Source organism: Bradyrhizobium sp. LB11.1, assembly GCF_040549385.1.
Taxonomy (GTDB): Bacteria; Pseudomonadota; Alphaproteobacteria; order Rhizobiales; family Xanthobacteraceae; genus Bradyrhizobium.
This window is the reverse complement of record NZ_JBEPTH010000002.1, coordinates 51,169-75,921: the sequence shown is the minus strand read 5'-3', so window position 1 is coordinate 75,921 and position 24,753 is coordinate 51,169. Positions and strand designations below refer to the sequence as shown.

17 protein-coding genes and 1 pseudogene are annotated in these 24,753 nt (G+C 64.1%); 4 read left to right on the top strand and 14 right to left on the bottom strand.

The features are described 5' to 3' along the window. Window positions 1-107: 107 nt before the first annotated feature. The 3 genes from ABIA96_RS04240 to ABIA96_RS04230 all read right to left on the bottom strand — a co-directional run bounded on the left by ABIA96_RS04240 (window position 108) and on the right by ABIA96_RS04230 (window position 3,487). Window positions 108-569 carry a carboxymuconolactone decarboxylase family protein gene (locus ABIA96_RS04240; RefSeq protein ID WP_354135783.1) on the bottom strand — a complete coding sequence of 154 codons (462 nt, stop codon included), beginning with the start codon at window positions 567-569 and terminating at the stop codon, window positions 108-110. 29 nt (window positions 570-598) lie between these two features. Continuing rightward, window positions 599-2,218 carry an MDR family MFS transporter gene (locus tag ABIA96_RS04235; RefSeq protein WP_354135782.1) on the bottom strand — a complete coding sequence of 540 codons (1,620 nt, stop codon included), beginning with the start codon at window positions 2,216-2,218 and terminating at the stop codon, window positions 599-601. Between the two features lie 117 nt (window positions 2,219-2,335). Further along, window positions 2,336-3,487, bottom strand: coding sequence for an HlyD family secretion protein (locus ABIA96_RS04230; protein WP_354135781.1), 1,152 nt, complete (start codon window positions 3,485-3,487; stop codon window positions 2,336-2,338). A gap of 140 nt (window positions 3,488-3,627) precedes the next feature. Here ABIA96_RS04230 and ABIA96_RS04225 point away from each other — a divergent pair, with 140 nt between their 5' ends. Further along, entirely contained in the window at window positions 3,628-4,536 is a 909-nt protein-coding gene (locus ABIA96_RS04225) for a LysR family transcriptional regulator (protein ID WP_354135780.1), read from the top strand. A 175-nt stretch (window positions 4,537-4,711) separates the two neighbouring features. Here ABIA96_RS04225 and ABIA96_RS04220 read toward each other — a convergent pair. Then, a pseudogene (locus tag ABIA96_RS04220) lies at window positions 4,712-5,888 on the bottom strand (amidase family protein). 75 nt (window positions 5,889-5,963) lie between these two features. Further along, on the bottom strand, window positions 5,964-9,413 hold the full coding sequence (locus ABIA96_RS04215; RefSeq protein WP_354135779.1) for an indolepyruvate ferredoxin oxidoreductase family protein: 3,450 nt from the start codon (window positions 9,411-9,413) through the stop codon (window positions 5,964-5,966). Window positions 9,414-9,566: 153 nt separating this feature from the next. Here ABIA96_RS04215 and ABIA96_RS04210 point away from each other — a divergent pair, with 153 nt between their 5' ends. Beyond that, window positions 9,567-10,022, top strand: coding sequence for an Lrp/AsnC family transcriptional regulator (locus tag ABIA96_RS04210; RefSeq protein ID WP_354135778.1), 456 nt, complete (start codon window positions 9,567-9,569; stop codon window positions 10,020-10,022). A gap of 34 nt (window positions 10,023-10,056) precedes the next feature. Here the strand turns inward: ABIA96_RS04210 and ABIA96_RS04205 are convergent, their stop codons facing one another. From ABIA96_RS04205 to ABIA96_RS04195, 3 genes are read right to left on the bottom strand one after another with little or no spacing between them, the layout of a single operon-like run. Continuing rightward, on the bottom strand, window positions 10,057-10,896 hold the full coding sequence (locus tag ABIA96_RS04205) for a DUF8737 domain-containing protein (RefSeq protein ID WP_354135777.1): 840 nt from the start codon (window positions 10,894-10,896) through the stop codon (window positions 10,057-10,059). Then, window positions 10,893-11,420, bottom strand: coding sequence for a DUF8737 domain-containing protein (locus tag ABIA96_RS04200; RefSeq protein WP_354135776.1), 528 nt, complete (start codon window positions 11,418-11,420; stop codon window positions 10,893-10,895). The genes ABIA96_RS04205 and ABIA96_RS04200 overlap by 4 nt, the downstream gene beginning before the upstream one ends. A gap of 57 nt (window positions 11,421-11,477) precedes the next feature. Further along, a complete protein-coding gene (locus ABIA96_RS04195; protein ID WP_354135775.1) occupies window positions 11,478-11,879 on the bottom strand; it encodes a hypothetical protein in 402 nt (133 codons plus the stop codon). An 88-nt stretch (window positions 11,880-11,967) separates the two neighbouring features. On the opposite strand from ABIA96_RS04195, the gene ABIA96_RS04190 reads away from it, so the two are divergent. Beyond that, window positions 11,968-12,903 carry a LysR family transcriptional regulator gene (locus tag ABIA96_RS04190; RefSeq protein WP_354135774.1) on the top strand — a complete coding sequence of 312 codons (936 nt, stop codon included), beginning with the start codon at window positions 11,968-11,970 and terminating at the stop codon, window positions 12,901-12,903. 76 nt (window positions 12,904-12,979) lie between these two features. Here the strand turns inward: ABIA96_RS04190 and ABIA96_RS04185 are convergent, their stop codons facing one another. The 3 genes from ABIA96_RS04185 to ABIA96_RS04175 are packed head-to-tail and all read right to left on the bottom strand — an operon-like array spanning window position 12,980 to window position 16,222. Next, on the bottom strand, window positions 12,980-13,765 hold the full coding sequence (locus tag ABIA96_RS04185; protein WP_354135773.1) for a fumarylacetoacetate hydrolase family protein: 786 nt from the start codon (window positions 13,763-13,765) through the stop codon (window positions 12,980-12,982). Between the two features lie 15 nt (window positions 13,766-13,780). After that, complete coding sequence (locus ABIA96_RS04180; RefSeq protein WP_354135772.1) at window positions 13,781-15,148, bottom strand: LLM class flavin-dependent oxidoreductase; 1,368 nt, start codon at window positions 15,146-15,148, stop codon at window positions 13,781-13,783. A 21-nt stretch (window positions 15,149-15,169) separates the two neighbouring features. Next, window positions 15,170-16,222 carry an Ldh family oxidoreductase gene (locus tag ABIA96_RS04175; protein WP_354135771.1) on the bottom strand — a complete coding sequence of 351 codons (1,053 nt, stop codon included), beginning with the start codon at window positions 16,220-16,222 and terminating at the stop codon, window positions 15,170-15,172. A gap of 294 nt (window positions 16,223-16,516) precedes the next feature. Here ABIA96_RS04175 and ABIA96_RS04170 point away from each other — a divergent pair, with 294 nt between their 5' ends. Beyond that, window positions 16,517-20,632, top strand: a complete 4,116-nt coding sequence (locus ABIA96_RS04170) for a bifunctional diguanylate cyclase/phosphodiesterase (RefSeq protein ID WP_354135770.1) — start codon at window positions 16,517-16,519, stop codon at window positions 20,630-20,632. A gap of 13 nt (window positions 20,633-20,645) precedes the next feature. Here the strand turns inward: ABIA96_RS04170 and galE are convergent, their stop codons facing one another. The 3 genes from galE to ABIA96_RS04155 are packed head-to-tail and all read right to left on the bottom strand — an operon-like array spanning window position 20,646 to window position 24,744. Further along, window positions 20,646-21,638: a UDP-glucose 4-epimerase GalE gene (gene galE / locus ABIA96_RS04165; protein ID WP_354135769.1), complete on the bottom strand. Its 993-nt coding sequence runs from the start codon at window positions 21,636-21,638 to the stop codon at window positions 20,646-20,648. Between the two features lie 15 nt (window positions 21,639-21,653). After that, the gene (locus tag ABIA96_RS04160; protein WP_354135768.1) at window positions 21,654-22,460 is read right to left on the bottom strand and encodes a WecB/TagA/CpsF family glycosyltransferase; all 807 of its coding nucleotides are present in this window, start codon (window positions 22,458-22,460) and stop codon (window positions 21,654-21,656) included. Then, window positions 22,453-24,744 (bottom strand): GumC family protein, encoded by a 2,292-nt coding sequence (locus tag ABIA96_RS04155; protein WP_354135767.1) that lies wholly within the window; start codon window positions 24,742-24,744, stop codon window positions 22,453-22,455. The genes ABIA96_RS04160 and ABIA96_RS04155 overlap by 8 nt, the downstream gene beginning before the upstream one ends. Window positions 24,745-24,753 lie beyond the last annotated feature (9 nt).

Genomic DNA, 24,753 nt, shown 5'->3' with positions numbered 1-24,753 from the left:
GGACCTGCTTCTGAGGGACGTGCCGCTCTCTCACTCCCTCGCCCCGTTCTTACGGGGAGAGGGTGGGGTGAGGGGCTGTCGTCGCGGATGCGGCTGTAGCGGCGAGCTCACGCAACCGAGGCCTTCACCTTCACCGGGTGCACCGCACGGAACGCGATCGCCAGCCTGTTCCAGGCGTTGATGGCGCCGATCAGCGCAGTCAGGTTCACCGTCTCCGCGTCGGAGAACTGCGCGCGGACCCCTGCGTAGACATCGTCCGGCGCACGCGTCTCGGCGATCAACGTCACCGACTCAGTCCAGGCCAGCGCGGCGCGCTCGCGGTCGGTGTAGAGCGGGGATTCGCGCCAGGCGTTGAGCAGATAGATGCGCTGCTCTGTCTCGCCGCGCTTGCGGGCGTCCTCGGTGTGCATATTGATGCAGAAGGCGCAGCCATTGATCTGCGAGGCCCGGATCTTGACAAGCTCGATCAGCGACTTCTCGAGTCCGGTGGACTGGATCTGCTCCTCCAGCGCCATCAGCGCCTTCATCGTGTCGGGAGCAGCCTGGTAGAAATTCATGCGGGGCTTCATGGTCGTTCTCCTTGTTTTTTCAGTTGAGGTTAGTGTGCGCCGCCGGCCGAGGCGTGGCCGGCTTTCTTTAGAAAGAGGACGGCAATCAGGGCCACAATCAGCGCTATCCCGAGCAGATAGAACGTGTCGCTGAAGGCGAGGATATACGCCTGCTTCTGTACGATATGACCGATCGCGACATAGGCGCGATGCGATGCATCCGCACGATCGAGGACGCCGTGATTGATGAAGTACTGTGTGAGCTGCTCCAGCCGCGTGCGGGTGGCCTGCTCGAACACCGAGACCGACTGCATCAGCACGTTGGAGTGATACTGCTCGCGCTTGGTCAGCACGGTCTGCAGCAGGGCAATGCCGACGGCGCCGCCGAGGTTGCGCATCATGTTGAACAAGCCAGAGGCCGAGCCCGCATTCTCCGGCTCGATGCCGGCGGTCGCGACCGCCGACAGCGGCGCGAGCACCAGCGCCTGGCCGATGGCACGGACGATGTTGGGCCACAACAGCTGGTCGGAACCGTAGTCGTTGGTCATGTAGATGTTCATGAAATTGGAGCCTGCGAACAGCACGAAGCCGATGCCGATAATGATCCGTGCATCGAAGCGCTGCATGAGGCGCGGAACCAACGGGATCAGCACGAGCTGCGGCAGGCCGGTCCATGCCAGCACCATGCCGATCTGCTCGGCATTGTAGCCCTGGATGCGGGAGAGATATTGCGGCAGGATGAACACCGAACCGTACAGCGCAACGCCGAGCAGGAAGTTGGCGAGCATGCCGAAGCCGAAATTGCGGCGGACCAGCAGGCGCAGGTTCAACAGCGGCTTCTTCACCGTCAACTCGATGAACAAGAAGGCTGCGAGCGCGACGGCCGCGATGACCGACAGTTTGACGATGAAGAGCGAGCCGAACCAATCGTCCTTGTTGCCTTCCTCCAGCACGGTCTGCAGCGCAGAGAGGCCAATCGCCATCGTGATGATGCCGGCCCAGTCACCCTCGCGCAGCAGCGACAGCTTCATCGGCTTGGCGTCGAGCGCGTACCAGAGCATGCCGACCATGATCGCGCCGGGGATCACGTTGACGTAGAAGATGTACTGCCAGCCGAAATTCTCGGTGAGATAACCACCGATGGTCGGGCCGATCGCAGGTGCAAACGTGGCGGACAGCGCGAACAGCGCAAGGCCGACCGGCTGTTTCGCACGCGGCAGCAGCGTGATGATCAGCGTGAAAGCCATCGGGATCAACACGCCGCCCGTGAATCCCTGCACGGCGCGCAGCACGATCATCTGTGGCAGATCCTGCGCGAGGGCACAGGCCGCCGACAGAATCAGGAACAAGATTGCGTTGGTGAGCAGATAGATCCGGATCGAGAACACCTGAGCGAGCCAGCCCGACAGCGGGATCACCACGATCTCGGCAATCAGATAGGAGGTCGAGATCCAGCCGCCGTCGTCGATGCCGGCGCCGATCGCGCCCTGGATGTCGGCGAGCGAAGCGTTGACGATCTGGATGTTCAGCACCGCCATGAAGGCGCCGAGCGTGGCGCCAATCACGGCGATCCAGGTTTTGGCCGAGACGGCCGATGTTGCGGGAGCCGCAGCCGGAGCGGGAAGATTGGCGGCGGAAGCGGCGTTGAGGGTCGGTTGAAGCGTGCTCATGGAAGCCTCGTCTCGGTTACAGAGACAGGATGCATTAGGCGGATCGTTTCGATAATCGCGGTAGTCTCGGAAGGATCATCCGGCAGGACTTGATAATCCTGCCGGGCTCTTCCCGCGTCAGCCGCCGTTCGCGCGCGGTGCGTTGTCGGCGATGCGCTTGGTCGTCTCGCGCTCGGCCTCCACGGTTGCCTTGGTGTCGACGGTCGGCACCGCCGACATCCCGGGCCGCAGCAGGCCGGTGAGGCTGTGATCGTCGAGCACGATCTTCACCGGGACGCGCTGCACGATCTTGGTGAAGTTGCCGGTTGCATTGTCGGGAGGCAGCAGCGCGAATTCAAGTCCGCTGGCCGGCGAAAGGCTGTCGACATGACCGTGTAGCGTGCGATTGCGAAAACTGTCGACGTGCAGCTCGACCGACTGTCCCGGACGCACATGCGTGAGCTGCGTCTCCTTGAAATTCGCCACGACATAAACCGCATCGAGCGGCACCACGGCCATCAATTGCGTGCCGGCCTGCACGTATTGGCCGACGCGCAAGCTGCGGGCGCCGACCGTACCGTCGACCGGCGCGGTGATCCCGGTATAGGAGAGGTTCAGCTCAGCCTGATCCGCGACCGCGCGGGCGTGCTCGACTTGCGCGACGGCCTGCGCGCGCTGGGTCGTCAGCACATCGATCTTGCGCCGTGCGGCCATCAGGCCCGACTTGGCGTGCTGCAACTGCGCGTTGCTGGCGCTGAGCGCCGCATCGGTCTGCTGCGCGCGCTGGATCGTGCCGGAGCCCGACTTCATCAGATCGTCATAGCGGGCGCGCTCTTCCTGCGCGAATTTCAGATTGGCGTCGGCAGCGGTGACGTCGGCCGTGCTCTGCTCGATGATCGGCTGTTGCAGCTCGAGCTGGGCGTCGAGGTTGCGAACCGAGGCTTCGGCTGCGGCGACGTCGGCGCGGGCCTGGCCAAGCGCCGCTTTGAAATCGCGGTCGTCGATCCTGGCCAGCACCTGGCCCGCTCTCACCTTCTCGTTGTCGCCGACCAGCACCTGGGCGATGTAGCCCGAGACTTTCGGCGCGATGATGGTGGAATCCGCCTTCACATAGGCGTCGTCGGTCGATTCCAGGTAGCGGCCGGTCGTCAGGTAATTGTAGCCAAAGTCGCCGGCAGCGGCGGCGCCGAGGACCAGTGCCAGAGCGAGGGCGGCCCGCTTGATTGCCTGCCGGGACGGGCGGAATCCGATTTTATCAGTCGGTTCAATGGTATAAGTCGCGTTCGACATGGTGCCCTCGGAATTTCCACGCGCCTGTTTCGAACAGTGCGCTCTTGATGGGTCCAAGATGCGTTGTCCCGGCGGTTGTGATAATCCCGGAATTGATGGAAGCATTATCCAGCAATGGCGGATAATCGGAGCCTCAAACCATGGACCGCTTCAGCAGCCTTACCGCCTTCGTCCGCGTGGTCGAGAACGGCGGTTTCTCCGCCGCCGCCCGTCGCCTCAACATGTCGACGACCATGGTCAGCAACCACGTCCAGGCGCTGGAGGACCGGCTTGGTGTGCGCCTGCTCAACCGCACGACGCGCAAAGTGAGCCTCACCGAAATCGGCAAGGCCTATTACGACCGCTCGACGCAGATCCTCACCGATCTCGAACAGGCCGACGACATTGCCGGCGCGCTGCAATCGACGCCGCGGGGGACGCTGCGCATTCACACTGCCACCCACATGGTGCCGTTCGTCGCGCCCGTGATGGCGGAATTCCTCGCGACCTATCCTGAGGTCAAGGTCGATCTGCGCATGGGCGAGACCCATGTCGACCTGATCGAGGAAGGTTTTGATCTTGCATTGCGCATGATTGCGCCGCCCGACTCCAGCCTGATCGTGCGGAGCCTTGCGACCTGGCGGCACGTGTTGTGTTGCTCGCATTCCTATATCGAGGCGCATGGACGCGTGCACACGCTCGAAGAGCTCGCCGGGCACAATTGCGTACGCCACATCAACTACCCCTTCGACGAATGGCGCTTCTTCGACCGCAAGGGCACGCCGGCCTCGGTCCGCGTTTCCGGCAATCTGATGACCAATAGCGGCGAAGCCCTGCGCGAGGCGGCGCTTCAGGGTGCGGGCGTCAGCCTCGCGGCGGGATTTCTTGTCGGCGAGGATCTCGACGCCGGCCGGCTGGTGCGCCTTCTGCCGGAATATCGGCCGGTCGAGATGTCGATGAACGCGGTCTATCCGCACAAGCATCATTTGTCGGCGAAGGTGCGGACCTTCATCGACATGCTGGTGCATCATAGCGCCGAGCAGCAGAAGCTGATCAATCCGTATTCGTGAGGCCAAGCCGACGGTGCTGTAGGGTAGGCAAAGGCGCAACGCCGTGCTCTCTCCGTCATTGCGAGCGAAGCGAAGCAATCCAGAATACCACCGCGGGGAGACTCTGGATTGCTTCGTCGCAAGTGCTCCTCGCAATGACGACGGCATGTAGCGTGGGCACGCAGTTGCGGATGCATCAGCGCGGCGGTGGCAGCCGCCCAAACACAGCATCAAGTGCCATCCCGATCGCAAGCAATCGCTCATCGCCGCCTGCCGGGCCGTCGAGCTCCAGTCCGATCGGAAGCTCGCTCGTAGCACCCAGCGCAATCGGAATTTGTACTCCGGGAAGGCCGGCATTGCTGCCGGGATCGGTGTTCTGGATGAACAGCCCAAAATTCTCGAGGCTGCTTGACTCGGGATTGGAGGCGATCGCAACCCGTGGCGTGGTCGGGAAAACGATCGCGTCGAGCTTGTTGTTCGTAAAAGTCTGCTGGTAGAGCGCCTGAAGCGCCGGCCTCGCGACATTGACGGCGTGATCGTAAAGCGGCTTCGCGCCAACAAAGCTGCCGTCGGGCGCCGGCAATTTGCGCGGCAGCACCAGCCCCTCATAGGTACCCTTGACGTCGGGGCTCGCGATCTGGGCGACCATTGCCTCGATGGTTATGCCTGTGCCGGTGTGCTTGAGGTAGGCGACCATGTCGTCATAGGCCTCGTACAGCGCGACCGGAAACCCGACTTGGCCGTTGAGCTGGGCAAGCTCCGGCATCTCGACGTCGATCACGGTCACGCCTTGCGCCTTCAATCGGGCGAGGGCGGCATCGAACGCGACTTGCGTGTCTCCGTCGAGGCTGCTCAGCATGCTCTTGACGAGGCCGAGACGGACCTGCTTGAGATCGGCCGGTGCAATCGCATCGCCCCCTGCAATGACCCGATCGAGCAGCGCGACATCCGCCATGGTGGCCGCCATCGGACCCGCGGCGTCGCGGGTGTGCGAGATCGGCGCGATGCCGGTTTGCGGATAGTGGCCGATCGTCGGGCGCAACGAGGCACACCCGTTCAGCGCAGCCGGCACCCGGACCGATCCGCCAGTGTCCGTGCCGAGCCCGCCCGCAACGATCCGCGCGCCGATCGCGGCGCCCGTTCCGGACGACGATCACGATGGGGACGCCGCCGAGCGGCTCGTCCTTGCTAGCCGCCGCGTCGAACGCGGCCGCAGCCTTCAAGGCGCCGGTCTCGTCGAGGGTGACGAAGGCGTTGAGATCAGAGTTGGTCTTGGCGCGGGCAAGAGCTTCTGTCGTGAGCGCGGTGCTCGTGACTTTTCCGGCGCGGAGGTCGGCGGCGGCCTCGCTCAGGGTCAACTGGCTGAAATCCATGAATGGTCACCTGATTGCAGGAGCGCCAACAGGGCGCTCCTCAGGCCCGGAGGCTGAGGCCTCGCCGGAGCCACGTCAACCGGTGGCGTGCATTTTTGGCGATGCCGACATTGCCAGTTCCGTGAGCAGCGTTTCGGTCTCGCATCGTACCTTCGCAATCGCCGCATCTTTCACCGGGCCGTAGCCGCGAATGTCCATCGGCGCTTTTGCGATGGCAATGAGGTCTGGCAGATGCGCTGCGTCAAGCCTGCCGAGAATCCGTCCGATCAAGTCGTCATACCAGACGATCAGCTCCCGCTCGGCCCGCCGTTCGACTGTGTGGCCGAACGGATCGAACGGCGTCCCGCGCAATCCCTTCAGCCGTGCCAGCATGGCGAGCGGCATCTGGATCCACTGACCGAAGGCGCGCTTGCGCGGGCGGCCGCGCGCGTCGCGTTCTGACGGCAGGAACGGCGGCGCAAGGTGGTACTGGACGCTGAAGTCGCCTTCGAATTCACGCTTCAGCTCGTCAAGGAAGCCGCTTTTCATGTGCAGGCGCGCGACCTCGTACTCATCCTTGTAGGCCATCAGCTTGAAGAGGGCGCGGGCTACGGCTTCGGTGAGAGCTTCGCTTTTCAGGGCGGCTTCGGCAGCACGAACTCTTGCGACGAGTGTTCGATAGCGTGCCGCATAAGCCCCATCTTGATAGGCGGTGAGGAAATCGGCGCGCCGGGCGATGAGCTGGTCGAGCGTCTCAGCCGTTGGCGTCCCGTTCGCCTTCGGCAAAAAGTCCGGATCGGCAGCGGCGATGCGGCCCCAGGCAAAAGCCTGCTTGTTGCGCTCGACCGCGACGCCGTTGAGTTCGATCGCGCGCAGCAGCGCCGATAGCGAGACGGGCACCAGCCCACGCTGCCAGGCAAAACCCAGCATGATGATGTTGGCATAGACAGCATCGCCGAGCAAACGCTCGGCGAGCGCGTTGGCGTTGATCGCGCCGAGATTGTCATTACCGATGACCTGCCGGATCGCGCGCAGGCGAGCCGGAGAGGCCAGATCGGCGTCGCGGAAGCGGACGACGTCGCCGGTCGGCATCTCCGCGGTATTGACAGCCGCGCGCGTGCCGCGGCGATAGGTGCCGGATGCCTTGGGCGAGGTGCTGACGACGAGATCGCAGCCGATCAGCGCATCGGCCGAGCCCTGATCGATGCGGACCTGATGCAGCGCCTCGGGTGAGGCGGCAAGCCGGATGTAGCTCAGCACGGGTCCGAATTTTTGCGCAAAGCCGGTGAAATCCAGCACCGAAACGCCGCGGCGTTCCAGATGCGCGGCCATGCCGATCAGCGCGCCCACCGTGATCACGCCGGTGCCGCCGACGCCGGTCACGAGCAAATCGTAGGGACGGTCGAGCGTAGCGGAAGCAGGGAGAGGAAGCGTGGCGGCCCGGCCCACCGCATCGATCTGACTGGCGCCCTTCTTCCGGCGCGTCGCGCCTTCGACGGTGACAAAGCTCGGGCAAAAGCCGTTGAGGCAGGAAAAGTCCTTGTTGCAGGCCGACAGATTGATCTGCCGCTTGCGACCGAAAGGCGTCTCCTTCGGCTCGACGCTGAGGCAGTTGGACTCGACCGAGCAGTCGCCGCAGCCCTCGCAGACGAGATCGTTGATATAGGCAAAGCGTTTGGGATCGGCCATCTGTCCGCGCTTGCGCCGGCGTCGCTTCTCGGTGGCGCAGGTCTGCTGATAGATCAGCACGGAGACGCCGTTGACGTCGCGCAGTTCGCGCTGTACGGCGTCCATCTCCTCGCGCGGATGGATGGTCACGCCACCAGGCAGAACCGCGGGCGAGAACTGCGCGGGATCGTCCGACACCAGCGCGATGCGGGCCACGCCCTCGGCGCGGACGCTGTGCGCGATGGCATGCACGCTCACGGGGCCGTCGACCGGCTGGCCGCCGGTCATGGCGACGGCGTCGTTGAACAGGATTTTGTAGGTGATGTTGGCCTTGGCGGCGACCGCCTGCCGGATCGCCATCGAACCTGAATGGTAGTAGGTGCCTTCGCCGAGATTCTGGAATACGTGCTTGTGGCCGGTGAACCGCGACGACGCGACCCAGTTCACGCCTTCGCCGCCCATCTGGATCAGCGACGAGGTCTCGCGGTCCATCCAGCTCGCCATGAAATGGCAGCCAATGCCGGCCAGCGCCTTCGATCCCTCCGGCACTTTTGTCGAAATGTTGTGCGGACAGCCGGAGCAGAAATAGGGTGTACGCGTCGCGCCCGACACGTTGATCGTGCGCGCGGCCTCCGGCAGCAGTGCGGCGGCACGGGCCGCAAGATTGAGCCCCGGAAACATCGGATCGAGCCGGCGGGTGAGCACGGACGCCAGCGCGCGAGGCGACAATTCGCCGGTCCACGAGATGAGCCGCGCGCCGGTTTCGTCGTGCTTGCCGACCATCCGTTCGGGTTTTGCACCGGGATAGTCGTAGAAATACTCCTTGAACTGGCTCTCGATGATGCCGCGCTTCTCCTCGACCACGAGGATCTCGCGCTTGCCCTTCACAAAATCCATCGCGTCATGCAGCGCCAGCGGCCAGACCATGCCGACCTTGTAGATGTCGATGCCGATGCTGCGGCATGCAATCTCATCGAGCCCCATCAGCCGCAGCGCTTCCATCAAATCGAGATGCGCCTTGCCTGTGGTGACGATGCCGTAGGTCGCGTTTGGAATGTCGTAGATATGGCGATCGATCGGATTGGCTTTGGCGAAGGCGTAGACCGCGTGCTTCTTCGCCTCCAGCCGCTCCTCGATCTGAGGGCCCGGCAGATCCGGCCAACGGTAGTGCAGGCCGCCGGGCGGTGGTGTGAAGTCGGGCGCGCGGAACAGGCGCGGCGGCCGCAGCGCGACGGATGCGCCTGACTCGACGATCTCCGAGATCGCCTTGAAGCCGACCCACATGCCGGAGAAGCGGCTCAGCGCGTAACCATATTCGCCGAACTCGAGATATTCGCTGACACTTGCGGGGTGCAGCGTCGGCATGAACCAGCTCATGAAGGCGACGTCGGACTGGTGCGGCATTGACGACGACACGCAGCCATGGTCGTCGCCGGCGACCACCAGCACGCCACCATGTGGCGACGAGCCATAGGCATTGCCGTGCTTGAGCGCGTCGCCGGAGCGATCGACGCCCGGGCCCTTGCCATACCAGAGCCCGAACACGCCATCGACCTCGCGGTCGGCTTGGGTCTCGACCTGCTGCGAGCCGAGCACCGCGGTTGCCGCCAGATCCTCATTCACGGCGGGGAGGAATTCGATGTGGTCCTGCTTCAAGCGCTGCTGGATGCGCCACAGTTCGAGATCGATGCCGCCGAGCGGTGAGCCGCGATAGCCGGAGATGAAGCCGGCGGTGTTGAGACAGCTCGCGCGATCGCGCCTGATCTGGTCGAGCGCGATACGGACAATCGCTTGCGTACCCGTGAGGAAGACGCGGCCGTCCTCGCGCTCGTAGCGGTCGGATAGTTCGTAGGCGTCGAGTGACGGAATGGCGTCCATGGCGGATCTCGCGCGGCATCCTGCCGACTGGGCGAAGGTTAAGCCTGGGACGCTGGTAGGTCTTACCTATTCATCCCGCCTGGAAGACAAAAACGGTAGTATTTTGCAGGTATGATTAGAATATGGTAGGATTAATCGATTTGAGGGCTTTCGGTGATTGAAGATCAGGATACGCGGATTCTCGCCCATCTCCAGAAGGATGGTCGCGCCACCAACCAGCAGCTTGCCGACGAGGTCGGCATGTCGACGTCGGCCTGCTGGCGCCGGGTGCGTGCGCTCGAGGATGCCGGTGTCATCCGCGGCTATGCGGCGCTGGTCGCGCGCGACCAGGCGGGCTTTGCGATGTCGGCCATCCTTCATGTCTCACTGGAGCGGCACGACGCCAAGTTCGTCGACGAGTTCGTAAGCCGGGTGACCAAGCGGCGCGAGGTGCTGGAGTGCTTCGCGACCACGGGTGATGCCGACTATCATCTGCGCGTCGTCGTGCAGGACATGACAGCTTACAACAAATTCCTCGACGAGTTCATGTTCCGCATTCCCGGCATCCGTTACGTCCGCAGCAACGTGGTGCTGAAGGAAATCAAGACCAGTGTGGCTCTGCCGTTCTGACACAATTTCATTTGGCGCGAGCCGCCGCCGTAGATCACGCCGTCTCCGCCCGGTTGCGCCGGAGCATTTGGCGAAGCGATAGTGCGTGCAGCAGGATCGAGCCGGGGACGACAAAGGCAGGCGTCAGCACGTTCGGAAACGTGTCTACGCCCATGCTCGGGCCGCTTGGAATGATCAACTGAATCGGGCCAGGCGACATGATCATCCCCAAGATGATCGCAACGGCGAGGTCTGCGAGGCCGAAGATGTTCCAAAGGATCGCTCCTTTCTGTCCCTCAATCGTTCCGGCCGCCAAGGCAATCGCCACCGGTACGGCGAACAGGCCGGTCAGCACGTCGCCAGTTCCTGCCGGCACCGCCCATAGGCCCGGCAGCACCCCTCGCAGCCAGTAGACAAGCCACTGGCTGCCAAGGACGCGATAAAGCTGAAGGGCGATGAGCCACGTCACCGGCATGGTATCGAGCAACAGTCCCACTCGCGTCGACAACAGCAACACCGGAGCACCGATGACCACCGGCAGCAATATCGCTGCCGGAAGCAGCGGCAAGGGGTACGCACCGATGCGGAATGCGCCGTTGATGGCTGCCGTCCAGGTGACGGCGGCCCAAAGCGTGAAGGGGATCATGACAGCCAGCCAGGTCGCCTGGCGTTGTCCTGGCGTCAACGCGGTCTTTTCGAGGCCGAGCCACAAGCCAAGTGCTATCAGCCCATGAGCGATCAGCCGAACGGCCAGGGCAAGAAAGCCGCTCTCCGAAAGTGCGGGTAGCGCGTAGATCAACCAGGTCAACAGCATCGTGAATGGAACGATCCACATCAGACTGATCCAGGCGGGACGCGGCGCGATCATGGCGACGGAAACAGCATCGGTATTCATGGGCGTTCCTCCCGTTGCGCCGCTGTGGCTTCTTCCGTCGATCCGGCCCCCAATAGCAGCATGAAGATAAGGATGTGGCTGACGAGCAGCAGCGGCACGTAAAGCGCTGGGATATAAATGCCGGCGCCAAACAGGCCGGGATTCTGAATCTTCGTCGCTCCCAAATAGTACGCGTTCAGGAGATCGAGCGTGCCCCAGACGTTGAATATCCAGACCATCGGAGTTGCGATCGACCATCGCCAGGACAGCGCCGCCATTGACATGAGCGCGAGCGTGGCGGCGATGAGATCGCCCCATCCGACCTCGCTGGCGAAATTGGGGCCCAACTCCGAGGAGACGAACCCGGCGACCATGAAGTTCATCCCGAGGAAGCGGAACGCATGGAAGGCTGCGAGAAGTCTCAGGGCGTCATGGCGCGGCATCGTACGGAGGAAGGGCCAAACATAGATGGAGGCCACCACCGCGCTGGTCAGGAAGGCGCCTGCGACACTGAGGACGAATGGAAGGTTGAAGCCCGGTGGCACGTTCGGATGTCCTTGTAATGGTACGTCCCGTCGGATTAGGTCGAGGCCAGCGGCTGGTCAGGGTTTCGTCATGAGCAGGCGGAGTGGCATCAGCGGGCCAACCGCGATGTATTCGTGGTCGATGAGATCCTGCCTGGCGAGCGGCAGGGCATCCATGGTCGCGTGCGCTTCGGCGACATCCTTGAGATCGAGTAGAAAGACGGCGCCGCGCCCATCGGATCGCGAATACCATTCGCGGATTTTCCCATTGAGATAGAGCTGCACCGTTTGCCTGATTTCATCGGGCATGACGGCCATGATTTGCTCGCGTGTGATGCCCGCCTTGACGGTCAGGATGACCATGACCCCGGTGGTCGTGGGTGACGGTGCTTGTGCTTGAGCGGCGGATGGATCGGTCATGGCGGTAATACCTGTCAGTGTGAGGGCGAGTGTCAGAACGGCGTTGCGGATTGCCTTCATCGGTTTCGCGTCTCCGGTTCGGCTCATTTGCAGTCCGGATGTAAGGCCGCTTTCCGCGGGCGACTATTCGCGATAATGTTGACGGGCCATGAAGCAGAACTTCACAGTCCGGCACGGCGCGCTCGACGGCGTGGAGGCGTTTCTGGGTGTCGCCCAGCACCGCAGTTTCCGCCGGGCTGCGGCTGAGCTTGGGGTGACGCCGTCGGCCATCAGCCAGGCGATACGAGCGCTCGAGGCGCGCGTCGGCGCCGCGCTTTTCATCCGTACGACCCGCAGCGTCGGTCTGACCGAAGCCGGCGAGCGCTTCTTCGCGCGCGCAAGACCAGCCTTCGAAGAACTGGTCGCGGCAAGCGGGGCGGCGCGTGATCTCGGACAGCGACCGGCGGGACTTCTGCGGCTCACCGTGCCGCGCTCGGTCGTGCCGATCCTGTTGGAGCCGCTCATCGCCTCGTTTTGCAAGGCGTTTCCCGAGATCGAGGTGGAGCTTGCCGCAAGCGAAGAGATGGTCGACCTCGCCGCCGGAGGTTTCGATGCCGGCATCAGGATGGGTCAGTTCATCACGCCTGACATGGTCGCGGTGCGACTAACGAAGCCGCTGCCTCTCATCGTCGTCGGCAGCCCGGCTTACCTTGCCCGCTGTGGCCGGCCCGAGCGGCCGGACGATCTGCGTGAGCACGCCTGCTTGAGATTGCGACGATCGAATGGTGCGCTGGCATCATGGTCGCTCAACGACAACGCCCGATCGATCGAGATTGCCGTTTCGGGACCTTTCATCGCCTACGACTTTCCGACAATCCTCGGTGCCGCGCTTGAAGGTGTAGGTCTTGCGCAAGTGCCCGCACCGCTGGCCACCGGCGCCGTGAAGGCAGGAAAACTCGTCCGCGTGCTGGAGCCATTCGCGCCGATGACGCCGGGCGTGTTCCTGTACTATCCCGGTCACCGACAAATCATGCCGAAGCTGCGCGCTTTTATCGACCATGTGAAAGGCCGCCATGTGAAGGGCCGCGCAGCAGCCGCAAGCTGATTTCAATCCGCATCTTGCGCGAGTGTCGACCTCGATCCGGCGCGGACGTTGTTGCGAATGCCGCGAAGCTTCGCGTCTACTGCCCCTCCCGCACAAACCTGTTCCGCAACGTCCCGACACCGGTGATGTCGATCTCCACCACGTCGCCGTGTTTGATATCCGGTGATGCCCCGTCCGTGCCCATCCAGATCACGTCGCCCGGCCATAGCGTGAAATATTTGGTCAGCTCGACCAGGAACGGCACCACGCCAAAGATCATGTCGTTGGTGTGGAAGCGGTTGGTTTCCTTGCCGTTGACGCGGACGACCGTCTCCATCGTCGCGAGATCGGCCTCGGTCTCGATCCATGGCCCCATCGGCTTGAACGTGTCGGCATTCTTCGAGCGCCACAGGCCGCGGTCGGCCTTCTGCCAGGTTCGTTCGCTGACATCGTTGCCGATGGTGTAGCCGAACACGCAATCCATCGCGTTCTCCGCGGTCAGATGCTTCACCTTCTTGCCGATGACGACGGCGAGCTCGCCCTCGTAGTGGATCTTTTCCGTCGCGAAGGCCGGGATCACGACATCCTCGTCATGCGCGATTAGCGCGTTCTGCGCGCGATAGCCGATCTCGGGCCGCTCAGGCACGGCCGGCACTTCGCCACGTTTGTCGGCGGCCTCCTTCAGATGCTTCAGATAGTTCAAGCCGACGCAGTAGAAGGTGCGCGGGATCAGCGGCAGCTCGATCCTCACTTGGGTCAGCGAATGCGTGCGCGAGGTGCGCTGCCAGTCGCCAAAGGGATCGCCGGCGACCGCGATCACCTGGTCGCCTTCGACGAGGCCCCAGGAGGTTTTGCCGGAGGCGGTGAATTTCAGCCAGCGCATATCTTGCCCTCGTCGTTATTCCGCGGCGTCGCGCGGCTGCACTTTCCAGGCGCCGGCGGCTGGCCGCTTCAGCCCGAGATTTTCCCGCAGCGTCTTGCCGCGATACTCCTTCTGGAACAAGCCGCGCCGCTGCAACTCCGGCACGACGTGCTGCACGAAATCGGCATAGGAGCCGGGGACGTAAGTGGCGGCGATGACAAAGCCGTCGCTGCCGCGCTCGACGAACATCTCTTCGAGCTTGTCCGCGATTTCCTTGGGGCCGCCGACCATGGCGTCATGGATCTGGCCGCGGCCGGAGAAGGTGACGAAGTCGCGCGCGCTCGGATTGCTCTTGCCCGAATTCTTCAGCACGCCGTCACGGATGCCCAGAATGCCCTGCATGCTCTTCAACTCGTCCGTGGTCAGCGGCGCGTCGAGGTCCTTGGAGGCGAAGTCATAGTTGAGCGCTTCGGCGAGCAGCGACAGCGCGTCGATCTCGAGCGGCAGCTTGTTGATCAGTGCCATCCTGTCCTCGGCTTCCGCCTTTGTTGCGGCGCAGACCGGCGTCGTCAAATTACAAAGCCGCATCTGGTCGGGATCGCGACCGGCTTTCGCGGCTTCGTTGCGCACGGATGCATAGCCTTCCTTGGCGCCGGCGAGATTGCGCGCGGCGGTGAAGATCACCTCGCCCCATCGCCCGGCAAAGCGCTGGCCGCGGCCGGATGCGCCGGCCTGGATGATGACGGGATGGCCCTGGTCCGAGCGCGGCACGGTGAAGGGACCACGGGACTTGAAGGCAGGCCCCTTGTGATCGAGCCGCTTGACCTTGCTCGGATCGGCAAAGCGGCCACTTGTCTTGTCCATGATGAGGGCGCCGTCTTCCCAGGTGTCCCAATGACCGAGCACCACCTCCATGAACTCGTCGGCCTTGTCGTAGCGGGAATCATGTTCGGGATGGGAGTCGCGCCCCATGTTGAGGGCTTCGCCGTCGTTGAGTGAGGTCACGACGTTCCAGCCGGCTCGGCCACCCGACATCAAATCGAGCGTGGCAAAGCGGCGTGCGACGTCGAAGGGCTCGTAATAGGTGGTCGAGCAGGTCGCTCCCAGCCCGAGCTTGTCGGTGACCATGCCCATCGTCGTCAGCACGATCAGCGGGTCCATCTTGACGCAGCGGATGCCGTATTCGACGGTGTGGGCGTGGTCGTTGCCGTAGCGGTCCGGCATGGCGAGGCGATCATCGAAGAAGGCGATATGGAATTTGCCGGCTTCGAGAATCTTCGCGATCTCCTGGTAATAATCCGCCGACATCGAATCGGCGCGCGAGTCCGGATGGCGCCACGAGCTCGGCAAGTTCGTGCAGTTCTGCGCCTGAAGGAAGCCGACCAAGACCATCTGCCGGTTCATGCTGCTGTTCTCCGAATTGGGTCAGGACAGATCGAGGACGGTGTCGAGCCTGTAGTCGCGCGCCAGCGCGCGCAGTTTCTCCCAGGTCGCATCCTCGACTTCGATGCCGTCGCGCAGGCGTTGCTGCTCGCGCACGCCCTCGAGCTCGCCGGGATAATAGACGCCCTTGCTGCCCTCGGACGGCGGCGTCGATTTCAAGTATTGCGCGAATTCAGCGACATCGCGCTTGAATTCCTTGAGTGGGCGGAATGCGGCGACGTTGAACACCGCCATGAAGCATCCGTCATTGTGCCGCCCCGTGGGTTCGACGCCGAAGCCGAGCCCCGTCAGCAGGCCGCAGAGCACCTCGACCATGGCGGCAAGCCCGCTGCCCTTGTAGCCCTCGGTGCCACCGAGCGGCAGCAGCGCGCCGCCCTTGCGATATTGGGTGGGATCGGTGGTGTGCCGTCCCTCGGCATCGATGATCCAGCCGGTCGGAATCTCCTCGCCGCGGGCGACCGTGAGCTGGATCTTGCCGGCGGCGACCGCTGATGTCGCCATGTCCAGATAGAATGGCGCTTCGAGATCGGACGGCACCGCAATCGAGATCGGGTTGGTGCCGAGCCGCGCCTCCTTGCCGCCGAACGGCGCGACGTGCTTCGGCGACCGGCCGGAGTCTGCCGTCGCAATTCCGATCATGCCTTCGCGCATCGCCATCAACGGATAAGCTGCGAGGCGGCCGACATGGCTTTGCCTGAACACGGTGCAGGCGGCGACGTTCGCCGTTTTCGCCTTTTCGATCGTCAGCGCCATCGCCCTGGCGTTGACGTGGAAGCCAAAACCCCAATGGCCGTCGATAACGGTCGTGGTCGGCGATTCCTGGACGATGCTCCATTTGGCGCCGGGGACGATGTGTCCGGCCTTGATGCGGTCGATATAGGTCGGAACCGCGATCACGCCATGGGAGTCATGGCCGGCGAGATTGGCGTTGACGCAGCCGATTGCGACGGCGTCGGCTTCTTCCTCGGAGGCTCCGGCGGCACGGAGCAACGCAGCGCTGACGCGCGTGAGGCGGTCGGCCTTGACGATGGGCATGGCGTTCCCTCGGCTTGATGCTCTTAACGGGCTGCTTGTTGGACGCCATCGTCTCAAAGCGGGGCTGCGATATCAATCTCCCGTAAACCAATACAGGGCTGCAAATTCGTGAAGAGCGCGCGCCTTTGGTCGTCATTCCTCCCGTGCGACGGCATTCCCGCCAGTTTCGTGCCCGTCATTCGTAGCTCGTTCACTCTGATCGGCGGTTTTCATCACGCAATAACGACCACTTAGGCGATCCCCGTTCATAAAGCCGTCTGGGAAAAAAGGCAGAAATGCCCGGGAGTTGAGATCGTGTCGACGACACTGGCGCGCACCTTTGCGGCTTTGAGCGCCATCAATGAAGCGATCCTCTACGCGAAATCGCCGGACGAGCTGTACCAGATGGTCTGCGACGCCGGGTTTTCGAGCGGGGACTTCATGGCCGTTGCCGTGTTCCTGGTGGAGCCGGATGGCCAGCGCTTGCGCTTTGCTGCCGGCTGCGGCGAGGACGTGGCGCGCCTGAGCGCGATAGAGATCACCACCGAAGCCGGCACGGCCGAAGGCAGCGGCGTCGGCGGCGAGGCGTTTCGCAGCCAGAAGCTCTGCATCAGCAACGACTATCTGAACGATCCGCGCTCGCTGGCGTGGCGTGAGGGCGCGGCCAAGGCGCATATCGGCGCGGCGGCGGGGGTGCCGCTCCTGTGCAACGGCAAGAGCGTTGGCGTGCTGTTCGTGACCCGCAGCGAGGCCGGCTCGCTCAGCGAGCAGATGGTGTCGCTGTTCGAGCGCATGTCGGCCAACATTTCCTACGCGCTGGAGAATTTCACGCGCGAAACGGCGCGGCAGACGAGCGAGCGAGCGACGCGCCGACTCAACCGCATGTTCGGTGCTCTGAGCGCGACCAACGAAGCCATCCTGCGCGCCAAAACCGAACAGGAGCTGTACCAGCTGGTGTGCGATGCCTCCGTGCATGGCGGCAAGTCGCTGGCGACCTTCGTTCTGATGAAGGAGCAGGACTCGCATTGGCTGAAGCCTGTCGCCGGAACAGGCGAGAATATGGCGATTGTGGCGCGGACCCATTACTCCACCGATTCCGACAATCCCTACGGCCGTGGCATTTCCGGCGAGGTATTTCGTTCGCAAAAACCCATCGTCGAGCGCGATCTCGCGCGCCGCACCAGGGGAACGCCGTGGGAGCAGGCCAATCTCAACACCGGCGTCGCCGCAGTTGTCGCGGCGCCCCTGACCAGGCATGGCCAAAGCGTCGGCGTGATCCTGTCCTTCCTCAGCCAGTCCTGGGCCAAGGACGAGGAAGTCGTCGCGTTGATGCTGCGCATCGCCGAGAACGTTTGTTTCGCCATCGACAATTTCGACCGTGAGGCCGAGAAGGCGCGGATCGCCGAGGAAGAGGATCGCCTGGCGCGCATGTATGCGGCGTTGAGCGCGACCAATGAGGCGATCCTGCGCGCGCACTCGCGGGCCGAGCTGCTCGACCTCGTCTGCGAGGCGACCGCGAAGGGGGCAAAATTTACCTCGGCCGCCATTGCGCTGGTCGATCGTGGTGCCGAGCTGCTCCGCGTCGCCGCCTGCTACGGGCCGAACGCGGATACGGTCCGCAGCTTCAAATTCTCCACCTCCGACCAGGTACCCGAAGGGCGCGGGTTGACGGGGACGGCTTTCCGCACGCGCCAGCCCTGCATCAGCAACGACGTGCTGTCCGACGACCGGATCGCGCCTTGGGCGGCCAACGCCCGCCGCAACGGCATCGGATCCTCCGCGGCACTGCCCCTGTTCAACGGCGATAGCGTCGAGGGCGTTTTTCTCTTCAACTCGCCGGAGCGCGGCACGTTCACGCCGGAATTCGTCGAGTTACTGCAACGGCTTCAGGCCAATGTCGCCTTCGCGCTCGAGAATTTCGATCGCGCGGACGAGAAGGCGAAAGCCGAGATGCAGCGCAATCGCCTGCAGGACATGTTGGAGGCGCTGAGCGCGACCAACGAAGCGATCATGCGGGTGAAAACCCGCGCCGAATTGTTCGAAGCGGTCTGCGACGCAGCCGTGCTCGGCGGCACCTTCTCGTCGGCCACCATTGCGATGGTAGACCCGAGCGGCCGCAGTCTCGATATTGCCGTCACCAAGGGCGAGTGTCCGCATCACGTCGAGAACTCGCGCTTCGCCACCTCCGCCGACGAACCGGAAGGGCGGGGCCTCGCCGGCACCGCGTTCCGTACCAGGGCGCCTTGCGTCGCGAACGAGTTGCTCAACGACGTTCGTGCGACGCACTGGCGCCGGATCGCGAAGGATCAAGGGACGAAGTCAGGCGGCTGCTTCCCGCTCTTGAAGAACGGGACTGACGCCATCGGCATCCTGCTGTTCCTGTCGCCGGACGAAGGCACGTTCACGCCCGATCTCATCCAGCTGCTGGGGCGCCTCGCGGAGAACGTCTCCTTTGCGCTCGACAATTTCGACCGGGCCGAGGAGCGGGCCCGGACCGAGGCGCAGAAGGAGCGCCTGACGCGCATGTTCGCGGCGCTGAGCGCCACCAATGAAGCAATCGTGCGCGCCAAGTCACGCACCGAGCTGTTCGATCTGGTATGTCAGGCCGCATCCACTGGCGGCAAATTCACCTCGACGACCATCGCGCTCGCGAGGGCCGACAGCGACCAGCTCGAAATCCTTGCGGCCGCGGGGCCGTCCGCCGAGACCACGAGAAATGTTCGTCTGTCCATCGACGCCGATCGGCCCGAAGGCCGCGGCATGAGCGGGACGGCCTTCCGTACTCGGCAGCCCTGTGTCAGCAACGATTATGTCAACGACAATCGCGTGAGCGCCTTCCATGCCGTGCTGCAGGGCGACGGCGCGCGCTCCGGCGCGGCGTTTCCGCTGATCACGCACGACAAGCCCGTCGGTGTCATGATCTACATGTCGATCGAGCAGGAGACCTTCACAACCGAATTCGTCGAGCTGCTGCAGCGCCTGGCCGACAACGTCTCCTTCGCAATGGAGAATTTCGATCGCGCCGACGAGAAGAACGAGGCCGACGAGCGGATCGAATACCTGGCGTCGCATGACAGCCTGACCGATCTTCCGAACCGTGAGACTTTCAACAGCCTGCTGCGCGAGGCGATCGACGCGGCGCACCGCCACGATCACCGCTTCGCGGTGCTGTTCATCGATCTCGACCGCTTCAAGGTCATCAACGATTCGCTGGGCCACGAGGCCGGTGATCTGCTGTTGCTGGAAGTGGCGATCCGGCTACGCGGTGCGCTGCGGGCCAGCGACGTGGTGGCGCGCCTCGGCGGCGACGAGTTCGTGGTGATCCTCGACCAGTGCGGCGAGATCGACGACGTCCAGCGCATAGCGACCGAATTGCTCGCCGCGCTCGGCAAGCCGATGGAGCTCGCCGGCCACGAGTGTCACTCCACGGCGTCGATCGGCATCGCGATGTATCCGGCCAACGGTGCCGACGCGCAGACGCTGACCAAGAACGCCGACATGGCGATGTACCTCGCCAAGGAAGACGGCAAGAACGGCTATCGCTTCTTCTCCAAAGAGGTGAAGACGCAGTCGATCGAGCGCCTGTCGCTCGAAAGCGCGCTGCGACGGGCGCTGGAACGCGAGCAGTTCTCGCTCAACTATCAGCCCAAGGTCGACATGGAGAGCGGCCAGATCACCGGCGTGGAAGCGCTGTTGCGCTGGAGCCATCCAGATCTCGGCAATATCTCGCCGGCGCAGTTCATTCCGCTTGCCGAAGAGACCGGCTTGATCGTGCCGATCGGCCGTTGGGTGGTGAAGGAGGCTTGCGCGCAGGCCATGGCCTGGCAGCGCCGCGGCCTGCTGCCCGTGTCGATGGCGGTCAATCTGTCACCGCGGCAGTTCGTCGACGAGCATCTGTTGCAGGACGTCGACGAGGCCTTGGCGGCCTCCGGCATGTCGCCGGTGCTGCTCCAGCTCGAAGTCACCGAGAGCATGATGATGCGCAATGTCGGACGCGCGCTGAAGGTGCTCGACGCCATTCAGAGCCGCGGCATACGCCTCGCCATCGACGATTTCGGCACCGGCTATTCGTCGATGTCGCTGATGAAACACTTCCCGATCGACACCATCAAGATCGACCGCTCCTTCGTGCGCGACTTGCCGCAGGATTCGGAAGACCAGGCGATCGCGCAGGCGATCATCAGCATGGGCAAGGCGCTCGGCATGACTGTGGTCGCCGAGGGCGTCGAGAATGCCGAACAGGAGGCCTTCCTGCGCACCCATGGCTGTGACGAGATGCAGGGCTTCCTGATCGCGAAGCCGTTGCCGCCGATGCAGATGGCTGAGCTGCTGCGACCGATGGAGCTGCCGGTCGCGCCGCCGCTCCAGCCGGAGGCGGACCCGGCCGCGGACGAAACCCTGGCGCTACAGCTGAAACGCTCTGTCGTCTGACGGCAGTGGTTGCTCAACGCGATCTGAGCGGATGCGCCTTCTGGTGCCAGGCCCAGGCGGTGCGGATCACGGTCGACAGGTCGGAATGGCCAGGCACGAAGTCCAGCACCTTTCGCGCGACTGAGGGGTCGGCGACGAGATAGGTGGGATCGCCGGCGCGGCGCGGCTTGACCGTGTGCGGCACCTCGCGCCCGGTCTCCTGCTTGATGGCGGTGAGGATTTCGCGCACCGAGAAGCCCGAGCCGGTGCCGAGATTGATGCTGCCGCCGGCATGTCCAGTTTCCAGCAGCTTCAATGCCGCGACATGCGCCGCGGCGAGGTCAGTGACGTGGATGTAGTCGCGGATCGCGGTGCCATCGGGCGTGTCGTAATCGTCGCCGAACACGGCGAATTCGACATGGCCTTGCAGCGCCATCATGGCGCGTGGAATCAGATGCGTCTCGTTGTCACGCAATTCGCCGATGCCGCCGGCAGCATCGGCGCCGCTGGCATTGAAATAGCGCAGGCAGAAGGCGCCGAAGCCGTAAGCCGCGCGGTAATCGGCAAGCATGCGCTCGATCATCCACTTCGAAGCACCGTAGGGGTTGATCGGCGCGCAGGGAAAGTCCTCCGGCAGCGCCTTGGAATCCGCGTCGCCATAGACCGCGCCGGTCGAGGAGAACACGATGCGGTGGCAGCCTGCGTTGCGCATCGCCTGGAGCAGGGACAACGTGCCCTGGACATTGTTGATGTAGTATTTCTGCGGATCGATCATGGACTCGCCGACAAGGCTCGCCGCCGCGAAATGCATCACCGCCGCGATCTTGTGGTCGGTAAAGGCGCGGGCCAGCGTCGCGCCGTCGAGCAGATCGCCGGTCACCAGCTCCCCGGCAACGAAGCTGCGGTGTCCTGTCGTGAGATTGTCATAAACGACGGGCCGATAGCCGGCCCTGGCGAGGGCGCGGCAGGCATGCGAGCCAATATAGCCCGCGCCTCCGGTGACGAGGACAGTCGGCTGGTCGGTCATGTCGTTCTACTCTTCTCAGCGATTGAAGGGCCGGTTACGGCTGAAGAGAAGATAGATCGCGCGAGGGTTGGTGGTCAAATAGCGCCAGAGCAGTCGCCGCGGCTCGAGCCAGGTGCGCCAGGCCCATTCGAGTCCGATCTTCTGCATCCATTGCGGCGCGCGGGACCGGCTGCCCGAGAGGAAGTTGAACAGGCCACCTGAGGTCTTGATGACGCCAACATTGGTCAGTAGCGGCGTAAACTCCTCGACGAAGGCCTGCTCGGAGGGGACGCCGAGCGCGACCCACAGGCAATCCGGCGCGAGCGCGTTGATCTCCTCGACCTTGGCGCGCAGGGCGTCGCCACGGAGATAGCCATGGCTATATCCGACGATCCTGAGCTTCGGATACAGGTTCTGCACTTTCCTGACCGCCTCGGCGTTCTCGTCCTCGCTGGCGCCGAGCATGTAGAAGCTGCGGCCCGCAACTTCCGCCTTGCGCGCGACGACATGGAACAGGTCCGTGGTCGCAACACGTTCGGGCAGTGGAAACCAGGATTGCAGTTTCGAGGCCGCCACCAGCGGCTGGCCGTCGGCGTTGATCAGATCGGCGGCGCGGAACAGGCGTTCGGTCTGCGGCTCTGTCGAGCAGCGCGCCAGCACCTCGCCATTTGCGGAGGTCAGGTATAGCGGACGGCCGATGCGATGACGCGGATCGGTTGCCTCGATCATGAAATCAGCGGTCGCTTCCAAATCGAGCGCGGCCATGCGAAGGCCGCCGACGGTAATCCGTGGCACCTCGGCGGTCGCAGCCCGACCGTCCAGATTGACGCGGCGCTCAAGCATATTGTTTGCCTCGCTGGCGCGTTTGGGTTGCTGGGGTGAGCTCGTCGAGCACGACGCCGGCGAGCTTGCGCTCGGCGCCGCCGAGCGCGGCCAGGATCTCTTCCATGCTGTCGTTGATGTCGAGGCTGGTTGGCAGCACCGCCACCAGCGCGTCGGCGCTATCGAGCAGCTGGCGGCCGGCGGCTGACAGCGGCATCCCGGGGCCGTCGAGAATGACGAGATCGTAGCCGCCGGCCGAGCGTGCCTGCGCGATCGCCTTGCGGATGGCGTCAGCGGCCTTGCCGACATCGCTCTCGGCCGCCGGCAGCACGGAAATGCCGTTGACGGTCTTGATCTCGCGCGCGACCTTGTTGCCGATCGAGAGCCAGCCGGCCTTGGCGGGTGCGCTCTTGCCGGGACGATTGATCTTGTTCGAGAGCGGATGCGCCTGATGATCGGCGTCGATCATCAGCACACGGCTGCCGTCGCGCGCCGCTGCGAGCGCGAAATTCAGTGCGGTCACGCTGCGTCCGGATGTTTCGGCGCCGACCAGCGCGATCACCGGCATGGTCTTGTCGCCGGCGCGGCGGGCCACGGCCGCACGCATGTCCCGCAAGGCGTTGAGCAGCGTCGTCAGCGGAAATCCGGGGCGCAGCGTCGGCCAACCAACGCGAGTCAGATCGACGCTGCCGCCGGTGGCGAGAATGGCGCCGAGCGTGCGGATCACGTCCGCTTCCTGGAGTCGGGCGATCAGCGGCTTCTCGACCAGCGCCAGCGCAGGTGGAGGCGCGGCGGCTTCCGCCTGAGGCTTCGAGACCTCCGGCGCAGGCGTGCGCTCGCGGCGCCTCGGTTCGGGCGCAGTCGCGCCGTTGAACAGATGCTCGGCCGCGACGAACCAGCAAGCGGCGGCAAGCGCACCGAAGATGAAGCCGATCATGGCGAACAGGCTCATGCCCGGCGGGAACGAACGCCGCTGCGGCACGGTGGCCTCGCCGATGACGCGGGCCGCCGAGGTGTTCAGGGTCTCCTGCTCCTCGGTCTCGCGTGAGCGCTTCAGGAAGGATTGATAGACGTCGCGGCTGGCATCCGCCTCGCGCTCGAGCTCGCGCAGGCGCACGCCGGCCTGGCTGAGCTGCAGGCTCTGCCGCTTCTGCACTTCAAGCGCGCGGTTGAGCGAAGCCTCGTAGTCGCGGGCGCGCGTCAAATCGTTCTTGGCGGACTGCGCGAAACGCTCGATCTCCTCGCTGATGGTACGCTTGAGATCCTCGACCTGCTTTTCGGTCTGGCGCAATGCCGGGTGGCGCGGGCCGAGCTCGGCGGTCTGCTCCGCATATTTTTTCCGGGCATCGGCATATTGCGCGCGCAGGTTTGCGATCGTCGGTGATTGCAGCGCCTCGGGAATGGCGCCCGCATCCGCCGCGGTCCGCTTGTTCGCCTCGATCTGGTCGAGCCGGGCCTGCGCGTCCATCGTCGCGGCGCGGGCTGCGGACAGTCGCTGGTTGCTGGAGGAGAGCTGCTGATCAGAGATCAGCGAGTCCTGGGTGCCAACGAAATTGTTCTGGGCCTTGTAGGTGGCAAGCGTGGTCTCGGCGTTGCGCAGCCGCTCGCGCAGCTCCTTCAGTCGGCCGGACAATTCGCTCGTCGCGCGCCGCGCTGCCAGGGCCTGCGAGCTGCGGGACTCGGTGAGGTAAGCGCTGGTCAGGGTGTTGGCGAGCATCGCCGCTTTCGCGGGATCGGTCGACCAGACCTCGATGTCGACGATGAAGCTCTTCTCGGTCTTGCGGATCGTGATGTGCCTGTTCAGCGCCTCGAGCGCAGCTAGCTGCACTTCCTTGCCGTCTGCGGCGGCGGGCGCGCGGAGCTGGAGGCCGATTAGGCCGAACAGCGACGACATCAGGCTCTTGCCGTCGCCACCGCCGCCGAATTCCGGATCCTTGTCGAGATTGGCCTGCTCGATCACCCGCAACAGCACGCTGTTGGAGGTGATCAGGCGCGCCTGGCTCTCCACCACCATGGACATGCCGGAGACGTCCTGCGCGCGCGGCGTGAGCTCGCGATCGACCAGCTGAAGCTCGCGCGGATCGACATAAAGCTGTGCGGTCGCGGTGTAGCGGGGCGTCAGGCTCTTGCCGACAGTGACGGCGAGGCACGCACCGATCAGCGCCGCGGAGGCGATCGCAATCTTGCGCCGCCATAGCAGGTTGACGAGCTCCAGCACGTTGAAGCTGGCCTCGGATGTCCGCTGCGGGGCCTCCGACATGGTCGGATGTCTGGCCCGTTCGATTGGCTGGTTATAATCAAGCATAATCCGCAG